General features: G+C 56.0%; 13 protein-coding genes. 4 read left to right on the forward strand and 9 right to left on the reverse strand.

What is annotated here, in order from left to right; translation table 11 throughout:
* Positions 1–30 precede the first annotated feature (30 nt).
* Both yejM and ACOTXL_RS04750 read right to left on the reverse strand, forming a co-directional pair.
* Positions 31–1,791 carry an LPS biosynthesis-modulating metalloenzyme YejM gene (yejM, locus tag ACOTXL_RS04745; RefSeq protein WP_045350236.1) on the reverse strand — a complete coding sequence of 587 codons (1,761 nt, stop codon included), beginning with the start codon at positions 1,789–1,791 and terminating at the stop codon, positions 31–33.
* 19 nt (positions 1,792–1,810) lie between these two features.
* The gene (locus tag ACOTXL_RS04750) at positions 1,811–2,038 is read right to left on the reverse strand and encodes a YejL family protein (protein ID WP_001135586.1); all 228 of its coding nucleotides are present in this window, start codon (positions 2,036–2,038) and stop codon (positions 1,811–1,813) included.
* Positions 2,039–2,172: 134 nt separating this feature from the next.
* On the opposite strand from ACOTXL_RS04750, the gene yejK reads away from it, so the two are divergent.
* Entirely contained in the window at positions 2,173–3,180 is a 1,008-nt protein-coding gene (gene yejK, locus ACOTXL_RS04755; RefSeq protein ID WP_017383403.1) for a nucleoid-associated protein YejK, read from the forward strand.
* A 51-nt stretch (positions 3,181–3,231) separates the two neighbouring features.
* Here the strand turns inward: yejK and rplY are convergent, their stop codons facing one another.
* Both rplY and ACOTXL_RS04765 read right to left on the reverse strand, forming a co-directional pair.
* The gene (gene rplY / locus ACOTXL_RS04760) at positions 3,232–3,516 is read right to left on the reverse strand and encodes a 50S ribosomal protein L25 (RefSeq protein WP_003859376.1); all 285 of its coding nucleotides are present in this window, start codon (positions 3,514–3,516) and stop codon (positions 3,232–3,234) included.
* A gap of 125 nt (positions 3,517–3,641) precedes the next feature.
* Complete coding sequence (locus ACOTXL_RS04765) at positions 3,642–5,402, reverse strand: DEAD/DEAH box helicase (RefSeq protein ID WP_045350237.1); 1,761 nt, start codon at positions 5,400–5,402, stop codon at positions 3,642–3,644.
* A gap of 151 nt (positions 5,403–5,553) precedes the next feature.
* Between ACOTXL_RS04765 and rsuA the strand changes: the two genes are divergently transcribed.
* The 3 genes from rsuA (at position 5,554) to ACOTXL_RS04780 (ending at position 8,097) form a co-directional block, all read left to right on the forward strand.
* Complete coding sequence (gene rsuA / locus ACOTXL_RS04770; RefSeq protein WP_003859374.1) at positions 5,554–6,261, forward strand: 16S rRNA pseudouridine(516) synthase RsuA; 708 nt, start codon at positions 5,554–5,556, stop codon at positions 6,259–6,261.
* 15 nt (positions 6,262–6,276) lie between these two features.
* Positions 6,277–7,476: a Bcr/CflA family multidrug efflux MFS transporter gene (locus ACOTXL_RS04775; protein ID WP_003859373.1), complete on the forward strand. Its 1,200-nt coding sequence runs from the start codon at positions 6,277–6,279 to the stop codon at positions 7,474–7,476.
* 276 nt (positions 7,477–7,752) lie between these two features.
* Entirely contained in the window at positions 7,753–8,097 is a 345-nt protein-coding gene (locus ACOTXL_RS04780) for a YejG family protein (protein WP_003859372.1), read from the forward strand.
* A 3-nt stretch (positions 8,098–8,100) separates the two neighbouring features.
* Here ACOTXL_RS04780 and yejF read toward each other — a convergent pair whose 3' ends face one another.
* The 5 genes from yejF to ACOTXL_RS04805 form a co-directional block, all read right to left on the reverse strand.
* Positions 8,101–9,690 (reverse strand): microcin C ABC transporter ATP-binding protein YejF, encoded by a 1,590-nt coding sequence (gene yejF, locus ACOTXL_RS04785; RefSeq protein ID WP_045350238.1) that lies wholly within the window; start codon positions 9,688–9,690, stop codon positions 8,101–8,103.
* Position 9,691: 1 nt separating this feature from the next.
* Positions 9,692–10,717 carry an ABC transporter permease gene (locus ACOTXL_RS04790; RefSeq protein WP_023314555.1) on the reverse strand — a complete coding sequence of 342 codons (1,026 nt, stop codon included), beginning with the start codon at positions 10,715–10,717 and terminating at the stop codon, positions 9,692–9,694.
* Positions 10,717–11,811: a microcin C ABC transporter permease YejB gene (locus tag ACOTXL_RS04795; protein ID WP_003859369.1), complete on the reverse strand. Its 1,095-nt coding sequence runs from the start codon at positions 11,809–11,811 to the stop codon at positions 10,717–10,719. Before ACOTXL_RS04795 ends, ACOTXL_RS04790 begins: the two co-directional genes overlap by 1 nt.
* A gap of 9 nt (positions 11,812–11,820) precedes the next feature.
* Positions 11,821–13,626: an extracellular solute-binding protein gene (locus ACOTXL_RS04800; RefSeq protein WP_045350239.1), complete on the reverse strand. Its 1,806-nt coding sequence runs from the start codon at positions 13,624–13,626 to the stop codon at positions 11,821–11,823.
* Positions 13,627–13,701: 75 nt separating this feature from the next.
* Positions 13,702–15,270 carry a cyclic di-GMP phosphodiesterase gene (locus ACOTXL_RS04805; RefSeq protein ID WP_045350240.1) on the reverse strand — a complete coding sequence of 523 codons (1,569 nt, stop codon included), beginning with the start codon at positions 15,268–15,270 and terminating at the stop codon, positions 13,702–13,704.
* Positions 15,271–15,387 lie beyond the last annotated feature (117 nt).

The raw sequence follows: 15,387 nt of genomic DNA on the forward strand, positions 1-15,387 counted from the left end.
GGCAAGCAACGCTAACTGATTCATAAATAATCAGTTAGCGATAAAGCGCTTCTCGTCTGTCAGCACCTGCAACAGCAAACTGAGCTGCGGTTTCTGGTCTTTCAGCTTCTCACCTTCGAGGCTATACGTCTGGTAATTGCCGTTGCTGTTCAACACCAGGGACAACGTCGGTGTGGTCACCACCAGCGTGTTTCCGCCAGCAGCCGTGACCCAGTTATGACGCCGCGTGGCGCTAAAGAGGTCTTGGCCCTGCGAGTACTCAATTGCCGGTGTGCTGACGTGCAGCAGCCGCTGCATTAACGTGGTCATGACGTCTTTATGGTCGGTCAGCATGTTGATGCGCTGCGCGGGAGTGCCCGGCCAGTGGATCACCAGGGGAACATGCAGGTTCGGACGCGACCACTCCATGCCCTTCGCCTCGTCGCCGAGCGGCACGCCATGCCCCGCCGTGATAATAACGACCGTATTGTCCAGCTTGCCCGCGTCGCGCAGGGCGGTCAGCACGCGGCCGATCTGCGCATCAACATCGCCCGCCGCACGGCTATAGCGGCGCGCGAAGCCTTTCTGATTGCTGTCATCAAGCGTTGTGCCGTTAAACGCAACCCAGGAGAACCAGCGGTTATCTTCCTGCGCATAGCGCTTCAGCCAGTCTATCCACTGGTCAGCGGTCCGATCGTCAGACTGGCTCTGCGCGGCGGGCAGTGAGAAATCAGACAGCAGTGCCTGGCGGTACAGCGAGCTGTTGAAACCATCAGAGGCGAACAGCCCCAGCTGGTAGCCCTGCTGATTAAGCCCGGTAATCAATGCAGCCGGAATACGGGCCGACAGCACGCCGTCCATATAGCTCGGTGAAATACCGTAGAACAGACCGAAAATACCCGCGTCGGTCGAATTACCTGAGCTCATATGCTGAGTGAATACGATGTTGTTCTCAGCGAATTCAGCCAGCGCTGGCATCTGCTTCTCATAGCGAGAATAGTTCAGGCCATCGACGGAAATCAGCAGCACGTTCTGACCGCGCCCCATGTCGCGATATTTCAGATCGCTCAGGGGATACTGCACGCTGACCGCTTCCGGATTACCCTGTTCGACCAGACGACGCTGATACTCCTGCGCGTCCAGCAGGCCGTGTTTTTCGAGGAAACGACGCGCCGTCATCGGATAGGAGAGCGGCAGGTTTGCGCGCTGCATGGTAATCGGGCGGTAGAAGTTCGCATCTGCCCAGATATACATCAGGTGCGAACCGATAAATGAGGCGAAAAAGAGCGCCGCGACGGGCTTCGCATAATGGCGGCGTCGGGTCAGACTGCGGAGTTTTTGCCAGCTCCACGTGGCGAACAGCATTTCGATCAGCAGGATAATCGGCACGCTGATAAACATCAGCTGCCAGTCGCGCGCGGTCTCGTTCTGATCCGGGTTAATCACCAGCTCCCAGACGACAGGATTCAGGTGCAGGTGGAATCGGGTAAAGACTTCGCTGTCGATCAGCAACAGCGTCATGCCCGCCGTTGCAAGAATGGCAGACAGGAAGCGCATCAGCCGCTGCGACATGACGATAAACGTCAGTGGGAACAGGATCAGCAGATAGGTGGCGAAGACCAGAAAGCTAAAGTGACCCACAAGGCTCATCCACGTGTAGACGCGCCCGGTTAATGTGGTTGGCCAGTCCGCCACAAACAGATAACGGCAGCCGAGCACCATCGCCAACAGAATGTTGAACAGGGCAAACCAGTGCCCCCAGCTGACCATCTGGGAGACTTTTTCACGGTAGCGCTGACGATTCGTCACCATAAACTGTTGTTTGTTTCCCTTAGTGTGCCTGGTCGTCGCTAACGGAGGACTGCAAAGCCTGGGCGAAAGATTTGGCGATCGCCTGACGCTGAGCCGGAGCAACGCTGGTATTGATCAGGTTGGTAACCATATTTCCCAAAACCATCAGGGAGAGATCGGTTGGCGTTTTATGTTTTTCCAGTACGTTGACCAGCTCACTGAGCAGTTGTTCAACGTGTTCGTCACTGTAGCGGGAATGTTGTGGCATAAATCAAAATCAGTTTGTTGAGAGAAGGGCGACATATTACCGTAGCAACAGCTTTTTTTCCCCTTTTTTATCTTCTGTTGCACACATGCGTTGGTGGTGGTTGAATACCGCCCGGTCTAAAAGGAGAGTTTATCATGAGTCTGGAAATCAACCAGATTGCCTTGCACCAGCTTATCAAGCGTGATGAGCAAACCCTTGAAGTGGTGCTGCGCGATTCGTTACTGGAACCAACGCCTACCGTTGTCGAGATGATGGCGGAGTTGCATCGCGTCTACAGCGCGAAAAATAAAGCCTATGGCTTGTTCAGCGAAGAGAGCGAACTGGCGGATAGCCTGCGCCTGCAACGTCAGGGCGAAGAGGATTTCCTGGCATTCAGCCGCGCTGCTACTGGCCGTCTGCGTGACGAGCTGGCGAAATATCCCTTCGCCGATGGCGGTATCGTCCTGTTCTGCCACTACCGCTATCTGGCGGTAGAGTATCTGCTGGTCACCGTGCTGAATAACTTAAGCAGTATGCGCGTGAACGAGCAGCTGGATATCAGCTCAACGCACTACCTGGATATCAACCATGCGGATATTGTGGCGCGTATCGATTTAACCGAATGGGAAACCAACCCGGAATCGACGCGCTACCTGACCTTCCTTAAAGGTCGCGTGGGCCGCAAAGTGGCCGATTTCTTTATGGACTTCCTCGGCGCCAGCGAAGGGCTGAATGCCAAAGCGCAGAACAAAGGTCTCCTCCAGGCGGTGGATGACTTTACGGCTGAGGCGCAGCTTGATAAATCTGAGCGTCAAAACGTGCGTCAGCAGGTTTACAGCTACTGCAACGAGCAGTTACAGGCCGGGGAAGAGATTGAGCTGGAGTCGCTGTCCAAAGAGCTGGCAGGCGTCAGCGAAGTCAGCTTCCAGGAATTTACCGCGGAAAAAGGCTATGAGCTGGAAGAGAGCTTCCCGGCGGATCGCAGTACGCTGCGTCAGCTGACGAAATTTGCCGGTAGCGGCGGTGGGTTAACCATTAACTTTGATGCCATGCTGCTCGGGGAACGTATCTTCTGGGACCCGGCCACCGACACGCTGACCATTAAAGGCACGCCGCCGAATCTGCGCGACCAGCTTCAGCGTCGCACCTCAGGCGGTAAGTAACAGCCATAAAAAAACCCCGCAAACGCGGGGTTTTTCTCGACAGGTTTGCGATTACGCGCGAACGAAGTCGATGTGAGTCAGTTTTGGCTTGAACGCGTGACGCTGAACAGCCTGAACTTTCACTTTTTCTTCTTTACCGCCAACAACGATGGTCAGAACTTCGCTGTAAAACTCAGCTTTGGTCTGCATGTTCCATACTTTGTCGTGATCCAGTTCAATAGCAACTGGAGCAGCTTCGCCACCGTAAACGATAGCCGGGAACTTGTTTGCGGTACGCAGGCGGCGGCTCGCACCCTTACCCTGCACGTTACGTACTTCTGCTTCGATAGTGAACATTGATTTCTCTCTGTATTTAAAACCCTACTACAGGCGACCCAGCAGCAGGTGAGTGTTCTGCCTCACGGATGTGAAGCGGGCGGCATTTTATACTCAAATGGCTCGCGCATCAACGAAAAGTCCCGTTAACCGCGCAATTCGTTTGCCCGGCGAAAGCGTCCTTCATAGTCAAAGACCTTCTCACGTACCTGCCAGAACTGCCCTTTTTTGCGGGCGACAACAAAATCAGGATGCCGCAGCAACGCCTGCTGGCGCACGATATCGGCAACGGTTAGCCAGCGCAGCGGTACGCCAGGCGTGCGGGTATGCGGGCGGATAAAGAGCTGCTCGAACGCGGTGCGCTGGGCGGACGTCTGGACCCGGAACCGCTCGCTGACGTCTGCGCCATCCTCGTCGTAATAGGTGATTTTTAGCCACTCGCCTTTTTCATCCGCGCCCGGCTGTAAAACCATGCCGGAACAGCGTAGCACCAGCGCATCTTTCAGCTTCAGCGCTGCTTTCAGCATGTCGTCCGGGTCGACCAGGACCGTGTCGCACTCCCGGCAGCGGCGGGCGGCAATGTCGTTTTCGGCATTGCACTGCGGGCAGTTTTTGAAGCGGAAGCGGAAATCACACTGTTCGCGATGGCCTTCATCGTCTTCAAACCAGCCCTGACAGCGGCGGCCAAAATGTTCGATCAGCGTGCCGTCGGCGGTGGTTTTCCCCCAGAAGGTGTTGGCAAACCCGCAGGCAGGGCAAAAAACCTGAACGGGCACGTTGTCGCTCTTGCCTTTTGGCGTGCCGACTTCCGGCGAATAGAGATCGTGCGGGTTACCGGCGTAATCAAGGATCAGACAGTCGGTTTTGCCCGGCGCCAGGCGCAGCCCGCGGCCGACAATCTGCTGATACAGGCTGACGGATTCCGTCGGGCGAAGAATCGCAATCAGGTCGACGTGCGGGGCGTCAAAGCCGGTGGTTAGTACGGAGACATTCACCAGATAGCGGAACCGCTGAGCTTTGAAGTCCTCAATCAGGCTGTCGCGCTCCGGGCCGGGGGTTTCACCGGTAATTAACGCCGCGTCGTCGGCGGGCAGCAGCCCCGTAATTTCACGCGCGTGTTCGACAGTGGCAGCAAAAATCATCACCCCTTTGCGCGTTTGTGCAAACTCTTCAATCTGGCTGATGATATGCGGCGTGATCCGCTTCTGTTTTTTCAGCTCATGGTTAAGATCTGCCTCGCTGAACAGCCCGTTGCTCTGCGCCTGTAAGCGGCTGAAATCGTACTGCACGACGGGCATATCCAGCCGCTCCGGCGGCGTCAGGTAGCCGTGCTTGATCATGTAGCGCAGCGGAAGCTCATAGATACAGTCGCGGAACAGGGCCTTTTCATCGCCACGCACCATGCCGTGATAATGAAACTGATAAATCCAGCCCTTGCCCAGACGAAACGGCGTGGCGGTGAGGCCAAGCAGACGGAGGTGAGGATTCACCTTTTTCAGATGAGTGAGGATTTGCTGATACTGGCTGTCGTCGTCATCGCTGATGCGGTGACACTCATCGACAATCAGCAGGGAAAACTCGCTGCGAAACAGTTCCAGGTTGCGCGCAACGGATTGTACGCTGCCAAACACCACTTTTCCGTGGCTCTCTTTGCGCTTCAGTCCGGCGGCAAAAATGTCGGCCTCCAGGCCGAGCGCGCAATATTTGGCGTGGTTTTGCGCCACCAGCTCTTTGACATGCGCCAGCACCAGCACGCGTCCGCGGGCCAGGCGCGCCAGTTCGGCAATCACCAGGCTTTTGCCGGCTCCGGTCGGGAGTACGATGGCGGCGGGCTCCCGATGCTTGCGAAACCAGGCGAGGGTGGCATCAACGGCTTCCTGCTGATAGGGGCGTAATGTGAACGTCATGGCTTCTCTATTCAGTTAACTCGCATATAGTATGCCACGAAACTTTTTCCCTTGAGTGGCGCAACCAGACCATTATACTGAACTGTTTCTGACTGCTTCTTTTTCGGACGCGTAGTCCGACTTCCAGCACCATTAAGGCTAAAAAGATTTCATGCGACTTGATAAGTTTATCGCTCAGCAACTCGGCGTAAGCCGCGCTATTGCCGGGCGTGAAATTCGCGCCAGCCGCGTAACCGTGGACGGCGACATTGTGAAAGACAGCGCTTTTAAACTCCAGCCTGAGCACCAGGTGGAGTATGACGGCAACCCGCTGACCCAGCAGAATGGCCCGCGCTACTTCATGCTCAACAAACCGGAAGGTTACGTCTGTTCAACGGACGATCCGGATCACCCGACGGTGCTCTACTTCCTCGACGAACCTGTGGCGCACAAGCTGCATGCGGCAGGGCGACTGGATATTGATACCACCGGCCTGGTGCTGATGACCGATGACGGCCAGTGGTCGCATCGCATCACCTCCCCGCGCCATCACTGTGAGAAAACCTATCGGGTGACGCTTGAGTCTCCGGTCTCGGATGACACGGCAGAGCAGTTCGCAAAAGGCGTTCAGCTGCATAATGAAAAAGATCTGACCAAACCGGCGGTGCTGGAAATCATCACTCCAACTGACGTGCGCCTGACCATCAGTGAAGGCCGCTATCACCAGGTGAAACGGATGTTTGCCGCCGTGGGCAACCACGTTGTGGGGCTGCATCGTGAACGTATCGGCGCGATTGAACTCGATCCAGACCTGGCGCCAGGGGAATATCGCCCGCTGACGGAAGAAGAGATTGCCAGCGTCGGGCTGCCTTCACGCTAAATTCAGGAGAACTCAGTGACCACCAGGCCACACTCGTCGTTTAAAATTGTATTTATCCTTGGCCTGCTGGCCATGCTGATGCCGCTGTCTATCGATATGTATCTGCCCGCGCTGCCGGTGATTTCCGCGCAGTTTGGCGTACCGGCAGGCAGCGCGCAGATGACGCTCAGCACCTACATTCTTGGTTTTGCCCTCGGTCAGCTCTTTTATGGCCCAATGGCCGACAGCCTGGGGCGTAAACCAGTTATTCTGGGGGGGACATTGATATTTGCCGCGGCGGCGGTGGCCTGCGCGCTGGCGCAGAGTATCGATCAGCTGATTGTGATGCGTTTCTTCCATGGCCTGGCGGCGGCTGCGGCAAGCGTGGTAATTAACGCGCTGATGCGCGACGTCTACCCGAAGGAAGAGTTCTCACGCATGATGTCGTTCGTCATGCTGGTCACGACAATTGCGCCGCTGGTCGCCCCCATGGTGGGCGGGGCGGTGCTGGTTTGGTTCAGCTGGCATGCGATTTTCTGGATCCTGGCGATTGCCGCGCTGCTGGCCTCGGTGATGATCTTCGTCTTTATCGATGAAACGCTGCCGGTCGAGCGACGTCAGAAGTTCCACGTTCGCACCACGCTTGGCAACTTTGCCTCGCTGTTTCGCCATAAGCGTGTGCTCAGTTATATGCTTGCCAGCGGCTTCAGTTTTGCCGGAATGTTCTCGTTCCTGAGTGCGGGGCCGTTTGTGTACATCGAACTGAACCATGTGTCACCCCAGCATTTTGGTTACTACTTCGCGCTGAATATTGTGTTCCTGTTTGTGATGACCATTATCAACAGCCGCTTTGTCCGGCGGGTTGGGGCGCTGAATATGTTCCGCGCCGGGCTGTGGATCCAGTTCGTGATGGCTATCTGGCTGGTATTGAGCGCGTTGCTGGGCGTCGGTTTCTGGGCGCTGGTGGTGGGCGTGGCGGCGTTTGTCGGCTGCGTGTCGATGGTTTCATCCAACGCGATGGCGGTGATCCTCGACGAATTCCCGCATATGGCGGGTACCGCCTCGTCGCTGGCAGGAACGTTCCGTTTCGGGATTGGCGCGATAGTCGGGGCGCTGCTCTCGACGGCGACGTTTAATACCGCCTGGCCGATGCTGTGGGCGATTGCCCTCTGCGCGACCTGCTCCATTCTTTTTTATCTTTACGCCAGCCGGCCGCGAAAGACGGCGCATAAATGACCACTTAAGGCCCGATACGGGCCTTTTTGTTGACCCATATCAACCAACCCTACGTTCGTTTACCCTGTGTTTGTTTCTTTTATGTAAAATCTATTTATGTAAAAAGTCACATCATTGTATTTAAAAAGGTTGAGTTAGATCGCAGAAACGGGTACATATAGCGCCGACGCGAGCCTGCAACGCCTATAAAATCCGCTAAACAGTGCAGGTTGTCGATGATGTGTTACTATAAATGTAAATAAATTGTGAAGTAAATTTGCTTCCGGGGATCTGAACGTGAATACATTACAACTCTCCATTGTCCATCGCTTGCCCCAGAGCTATCGCTGGTCGACGGGTTTTGCAGGTTCGAAAGTTGAACCGATTCCGCAAAGCGTTGCCGGGGAGGATAATTGCCTGGTGGCGCTCAAACTGCTCAGCCCGAGCGATGAAAATGCGTGGCCGGTTATGGAACGTCTCAGCCAGGCGCTGACGGACATCGAAGTGGACAGCTCCGTGCTGGAATGCGAAGGTGAGCCGTGCCTGTTTGTTAATAGCCAGGATGAGTTTGCCGCCACCTGTCGTCTGAAAAACTTCGGCGTGGCCATTGCCGAGCCGTTCTCCGGTCAATACCCTTTCTGAGTGCTAGTCAGCGGACAATAGCTGGCGCGTGTAATCCTGCGTCGGCGCGGTGAATACGCGCTGGCACTCTCCCTGCTCAACGACTTCTCCCTGCCGCAATACCACCACCTGATGGCAAAGCGCACGCACCACCTGTAAATCGTGGCTGATAAAGATATAGGCCAGCCGATGCTTTTCCTGTAGCCCCTTCAGCAGCGCCAGAATTTGCGCCTGCACGGTGCGGTCCAGGGAAGAGGTTGGCTCGTCCAGCACGATCAGCTCCGGTTTAAGGATCAGCGCGCGGGCAATCGCTATACGCTGGCGCTGTCCGCCAGAAAACTCAGCCGGATACCGGTGCCGGGTCTCGGGATCTAAACCCACTTCCGCCATCACCCGCTTCACGTCGATTTCACGCTGTTGCGCCGTCATTGTCGGCTGGTGGACGCGCAGGCCCTCTTCAATAATCTGTAATACGCTCAGGCGCGGGTTAAGCGAAGAGTTTGGATCCTGAAATACCACCTGCATCCGCGGGCGGACAGGAAGCATCATCCGGCGATTCAGGTTTTGCAGCGGCATGCCGTCAAAGACAATGCTTCCCTGAGAGGCGATCAGGCGCAGCAGCGCCAGACCGGTGGTGCTTTTGCCCGAGCCGGATTCGCCCACAAGCCCAAGCGACTCGCCCGGACGCAGAGCGAAACTCATGTCTTTCAGGACATGATTGTGATCGACCACGCGACGGAGAATGCCTTTGCGGATCGGGAATGACACCGACAGCCCCTCAACGCTCAGCAACGGCGCGCAGTCAGCGTTAAGCGGAACCGGGTCGCCAGCGGGTTCGCTATCGAGCAGGCGCTGTGTATACGGGTGCTGAGGCGCGCTCAGCAGGGCGGATGCCCGGTTCTGTTCCACGCAGCGGCCGTTTTGCATCACGGCCACCGTGTCAGCAAGCTTTTTCACGATGCTCAGGTTGTGCGTAATGAACAACAGGCTCATGTTCAGCTCGTCGCGAAGCTCGCGCAGCAGTTGCAGAATTTGCGCCTGCACCGTGACGTCCAGCGCGGTGGTGGGTTCATCGGCAATCAGCAGTTCGGGGCGTGTGAGCAGGGCCATTGCGATCATCACGCGCTGGCGCTCGCCGCCGGAAAGCTGGTGCGGGAAATCGTTCAGCCGTTTCGCCGCATGACGAATACCGGTGCGTTCAAGGCAGTCCAGAATTTCACCCCGCGCTGCCTCTTTACGCATTCCCCGATGAAGGGACAGCACTTCATAGAGCTGTTTTTCCAGCGTATGCAGAGGGTTGAGCGACACCATCGGCTCCTGAAAAATCATGGCGATGTTATTGCCACGAATGCCGCGCAGGGTTTGCTCGTCAGCGTTCAGCAGCGATTGTCCATGGAACAGAATATCCCCCTGCGGATAGCTGACCGGCGGGGAGGGGAGCAGGCGCAGCACCGAAAGTGCCGAGACGCTTTTACCGGAACCGGATTCCCCGACCAGCGCCAGCGTCTCTCCGCGCTGGATCTGCAACGATAAATCCGTCACTACCGTGCGTGATTCGCCCTGCTTTGAAAACGCAATCGACAGGTTTTCTATGCTCAGAAGAGGCCGGGTCATGTCATACCGCCTTGTTGGGATCGAAGGCATCGCGCACGGCTTCGCCAATAAAAATCAGCAGGGAAAGCAGCACCGCCACGGAGAGGAATGCGGTGATGCCCAGCCAGGGGGCCTGGAGATTGTTTTTGCCCTGCAACAGCAGTTCGCCAAGGGACGGTGAGCCCAGTGGCAAACCGAAACCAAGAAAATCAAGCGACGTCAGGGTGGTAATGGAGCTGCACAAAATAAACGGCAGGAAGGTGAGGGTCGCCACCACCGCATTGGGAAGCATGTGGCGGAAGATGATTGCGCGATCGCTCACGCCTAACGCTTGCGCGGCGCGAATATAGTCGTAATTCCGCGTGCGCAGAAACTCCGCGCGCACCACGCCGACCAGCGCCATCCAGCCGAACAGGACGGTGATCCCGAGCAGCCACCAGAAGCCAGGCTGTACCACACTGGACAGCAGGATAATCAGAAACAGCGTTGGCATACCGGACCAGACTTCAATCACGCGCTGTCCCCATAAATCTATTTTACCCCCGTAATAGCCTTGCACGGCGCCCGCCACAACGCCCATTACGCTGCTAAAGAGCGTCAGCATCAGCCCAAACAGGAGCGAGATGCGGGTGCCATAGAGGATGCGCGCCAGCACATCGCCGCCGTTGGCGTCCGTTCCCAGCCAGTTTTGCGCGGAAGGCGGCGAAGGGAAGGGGGTAGACGTGGCGAAGTTAATACTGTTCGCGCCAAAACGAATCGGTGCCCAGATAGCCCAGCCGTGCTGCGCTATCTGCTCACGTAACCAGGGATCCTGGTACTCGGCTGGCGTCGCAAACGGGCCGCCAAAATCGCTTTCGCTATAGGTAGTAAGCACCGGCACGTACCAGCGGTCTTTGAAATGCACCAGCAGGGGTTTATCGTTGGCAATCAGTTCCGAACACATACTTAAGGCGAACAGGACGGCGAAGATCCACAGCGACCAGTAGCCGCGACGGTTGTGGCGAAAGCGCGCCCAGCGGGCCTGATTGACGGGGCTTAAACGCGACATCAGCGGCCCTCAAAATCGATACGGGGATCGACCAGCGTATAGCTGATATCGCTGATGATGTTCAGCAACAGGCCGATCAGGGTGAAAATGTAGAGTGTGCCAAACATCACCGGATAATCACGGGAGACGGTGGCCTCATAGCCCAGCAGCCCTAATCCGTTGAGCGAGAACATCACTTCTATCAGCAACGAGCCGGTAAAAAACATACTGATGAACGTGGCGGGGAAACCTGCAATCACCAGCAGCATGGCGTTACGAAAAACGTGCTTCCACATGATCTGCTTTTCACCGACGCCTTTGGCGCGCGCGGTGACGACGTACTGTTTGCGGATCTCATCAAGAAAGGCGTTTTTGGTCAGCATCGTAAGCGCCGCAAAACCGCCGATGACCGTCGCCAGCACCGGCAGCGTGATGTGCCAGAAGTAATCGGTGATTTTCTGATACCACGGCAGCGTGCTGAAATCCGCGGAGACCAGCCCGCGCAGCGGGAAGAGGTCGAAATAACTGCCGCCTGCGAAAAACACAATCAACAGCACGGCAAACAGAAACGCCGGAATAGCGTAGCCGATGATAATAAACGTACTGCTCCAGATATCGAAACGGCTACCGTTGTAGACCGCTTTCCTTATCCCCAGCGGAATGGAGACCAGATAAATAATCAGCGTCCCCCACAGTCCGAGCGTGATGGAAACCGGCAGGCTTTGTTTGATCAGGGTTAACACCGAGGCGCTGCGAAACAGGCTGTCGCCAAAATCGAAACGGACATAATCCCATAGCATCCTGAAATAGCGCTCGTGCAGCGGCTTGTCAAAACCATAGCGATGGGTGATCTCGGCGATCACCTCCGGATCCAGACCCCGACCGCCCCGGTAGTGGCTTTCGCTGATGTTGCCCACGCCCGTCCGGGCATGGCTGGCCCCCATTCCTTCGCCGCCGCCGCCCGGCATGCCGCCAGCGTGACCAAATTCTATTGCCGCAATCGCCTGGTCCACCGGACCGCCGGGGGCGATCTGGACGATAAAAAAGTTAATGGTAATGATGGCCCACAGCGTCGGGATCACTAACAGCAGCCGGCGGATAAGATAAGCGCCCATCGTCACTCCTTAACGCCGCTCTGCGGGCAATTTTACGGCTTTATTCACGTCATACCACCAGGTGTCAAAGCCGAGGGTGTAAACCGGGCGAACGGCAGGCAGGGAGAATTTATCCCAGCGGGCCACGCGATCTTCGCCCATATACCACATCGGCAGCATGTAATAGTTCCAGGTTAATACCCGATCGAGCGCGCGGCCAAGCGGCAGAAGCTTGTTCTTATCGCCCTGAGCGGCCACAATTTTTGCAATCAGCGCATCAATCACCGGGCTCTTTACGCCCGGGGCGTTGTAGGAGGAGTCGATATACCCCGATGCCCAGGAGATTTGCAGATCTGAACTCGGCCACGGCTGGGCGGCCCACAGGGTCTGCATCATATCGTAATCGCGACTGCGCTTGCGGTTAGTCAACTGGGCCATATCGACCTGGCGGATATTCATAGTGACGCCAAGCCGGGCAAGGTTCTTCTTAAACGGCAGCACCCACTGATCGTTTGCGCCAGAGGCAATCAGCAGTTCGAAGCTGAGCGGTTTACCGGTTTGCGCATTAACCCGTTGCCGATTTTTCAGCACCCAGCCAGCGTCATCCAGCAGGTTGCTGGCTTTCAGCAGGTTGTCCCGGTCGAACCCGTTTCCGTCGGATTTGGGCGGTTCAAATATGCGGGTGAACACCTCCGGCGGTAGCTCCGCTTTCATTGGCGCCAGCAAAACCAGCTCGTCCGCGTGGGGATAATCACGGGCGGCATATTCAGTATTCTGGAAATAGCTGTTCGCCCGGCTGTAGGCTCCGTAAAACAGCGCTTTGTTCATCCATTCGAAATCAAACGCCAGGGTAATGGCTTCACGCACCCGACGATCGGAAAAAACCGGGCGCTGAATATTAAACGCCAGCCAGCGCGTGTCCTGCGCAGATTCGTTTTTGTGTTCGTCTTTAACGATATAGCCTTTCGCGAAATTTTTTCCGATATAGCGGGTCGCCCAGTTTTTGGCGCTGTTCTCGACACGTAAATCAAATGCGCCTGCCTTAAATGCCTCGAAGGCCACGTTATCATCCAGGTAGTAGTCGTAGCGGATTGTATCGAAGTTCCAGCGGCCCCGGTTTACCGGCAGCGTGGCTGCCCAGTAATCTTTCACACGGGAATAGATCACATACTGGCCCATTCGCCAGTCGGTAATGCGATACGGCCCTCCGGCCAGCGGCGGGGTAGAGAGGGGATCGCTCAGCTTATGGTTTTTCCAGAAGGATTCGGGCATGACGGGCAGGGAGAACAGGCTCAGCATATTCTCTTTGTTCGCCTCAGGGAGTTCGATTCGCACGGTCAGCGGGGCGATGGCTTTCACCGTGGTGCCCTTGTACACCAGACGAAACTGTGGCACGCCTTCGGTCATAAATTTATGAAAGGTGAACGCCACGTCGCGGGCGCTAACCGGCGTACCGTCGTGAAAACGCGCCCGCGGATTAATCGCGATTTCTGCCCAGCTGAAATCTTCGGCGTAACGTACGTTCTCAGCGACCAGGGGATAATAGCTGCCGGGCTCGTCGTCGGAGGTGACGAACAGCGTGTCATAGAGGGATTCGGTACGCGCTGCCGCTACGCCGCGCAGGGCAAAGCGGTTAAAGTTGTCAAATGTTCCCGTGGCGGAAAGCGTCACGTTTCCGCCTTTCGGGGCGGCTGGGTTGACATAATCGTAGTGGTTAAAGTTAACTGCGTACTTCGGCTCGCCAATGACGGCAAAGGCCGTGCTCTCTTTGATGGTCTGCGCCTGGCTCGACAGGCTCACCAGCGCCAACAGCGTCAACACAACGCGCATAATCATAGTGCGGCGGATCCCTTTGTTCACAGACAGGCTCGGTTGAACAGAATAATAAGGGACAGCGCCGTGATTGTGAAATTATTCCCCGAGCGTGATATCGGGTTGCCACGTCCTGAACTGCTCCAGCGGCATCGGGCGGCCAATCCAGTAGCCCTGAAGATAGTTTACGCCATGCTCGCGCAGCCACGCCGCCTGCTCGGGCGTTTCAACACCCTCGGCGACGGTTATCATATTCAGACGTTCTGCCAGCGTCAGCACCGCGTCAAGCACTGGCGAGGTGACGGTTTCAGTCCCGATGGCATTCACGAAGCCACGGTCAATTTTCAGGTAATCCATCGTGAAGCGTTCCAGATAGATCAGCGCGCTGTGGCCAGTGCCAAAATCATCGATAGCGATTTCAAAACCTTCATTGTGCAGCCATTCGAACAGCTGATTTGCCTCGCGGTGGTTAATCATGTCGCGCTCGGTTATTTCCAGCACAATCTGGAAGTGATCGGGCGGAAGGGCGGCGAGAAACGCGCGCATATCACCTTTAAAGCTTTCCGCATGCAGATGCCCCGCATGCAGATGCCCGGGCGCGATGTTGATCCCAAACTTGGCCCCAGGCGGGAGCACCGTTTGCAGAACAGGGGCATCGCGGATAATCAGGTCAAAAAGATGCAGCGTCAGCGGGACAATCAGCTTCTGCGCTTCAGCGAAGTTAATAAAGGCATCCGGTGGAATTTCGCCCATCACCGGATGCTTCCAGCGCATCAGGACTTCCAGCCCGGTCATTCTGAGCGACTGCGCATCCACGACGGGTTGATAGACCACGTAAAACTGGTCGTGCTTGATGGCCGTGAGGATCTCTTTTCCCGGATTGAGACGGATAGTAAGAATATAGAAATTCAACAGGCCCGCCGCGATACCGCAGACCAGGCCGAAAAACACCGCGTAGAGCAGTTCATCGGTTGTCCAGGCTTGCGCATAAACGTTAACGGTCAATGGAATATTTTTCAGCGTGGCGCTACGGGCAGGGACGTCAGGCAAATCCCGCGCCTGGATCAGCATTCCGGACTGTGTAGATAACGCGGAATCGCCAATGACGATCGATATCCCGGCAAATTCATCCTGACGTGACGTATAGAGAAGATAAGGCGACAGGTTGAGGTTGACGGACGTAAACACGCCGCCGTCTTTCACCAGCGGATTGCGATACCAGATGGCGATCGCGGGCTTATCCGGCAGCATTGGCGTGCCCGGCAGGAGCGCGATATCAACAGGTTTGCTGATATGTAGCTGAGGGATAAGCTTTTCCATCGGGGTATTCATCGGGCCTGTTGCCGAGGAGCAGAAGGCCTGTTTATCCCTGACCAGCAAAAAGGCGCGCACGTTGATGCTAAAGGCCGCCCGGGATGTCAGGGCGGCACTCACTTCCTCGCAGCTGTTCAGCGTGAGTGGCTGGAGCGTATCAATCGACATTTTGAGCTCATCGAAATAGCTCTCCATGTAGACGCTTAAATCGGTAATGAGAGTATCGAATCTGACTTCTCGCTTGTGATAACTCCAGTAAAACTGTAATGCTCCCAGAAGCAGGGCAGTGAATAACCCCGTCAGGAAACTGATAAACAGTATCTTGCGGTTGCTGGAGAAGTAGCGGGTAAACATAGATGTCGTGATTCCTGAAATGCCGCTGGATAGTTATCAGTGTAACGGGCAAAAAAAAACACTGCCGGAGCAGTGCTTTTTTTATCGTATCGCCAGCCAAGGGATAACCAACGATAC

Origin of the sequence: Enterobacter cloacae complex sp. IR5402 (genome assembly GCF_049238125.1) — a bacterium.
GTDB classification, from domain to species: Bacteria; Pseudomonadota; Gammaproteobacteria; order Enterobacterales; family Enterobacteriaceae; genus Enterobacter; species Enterobacter hormaechei_C.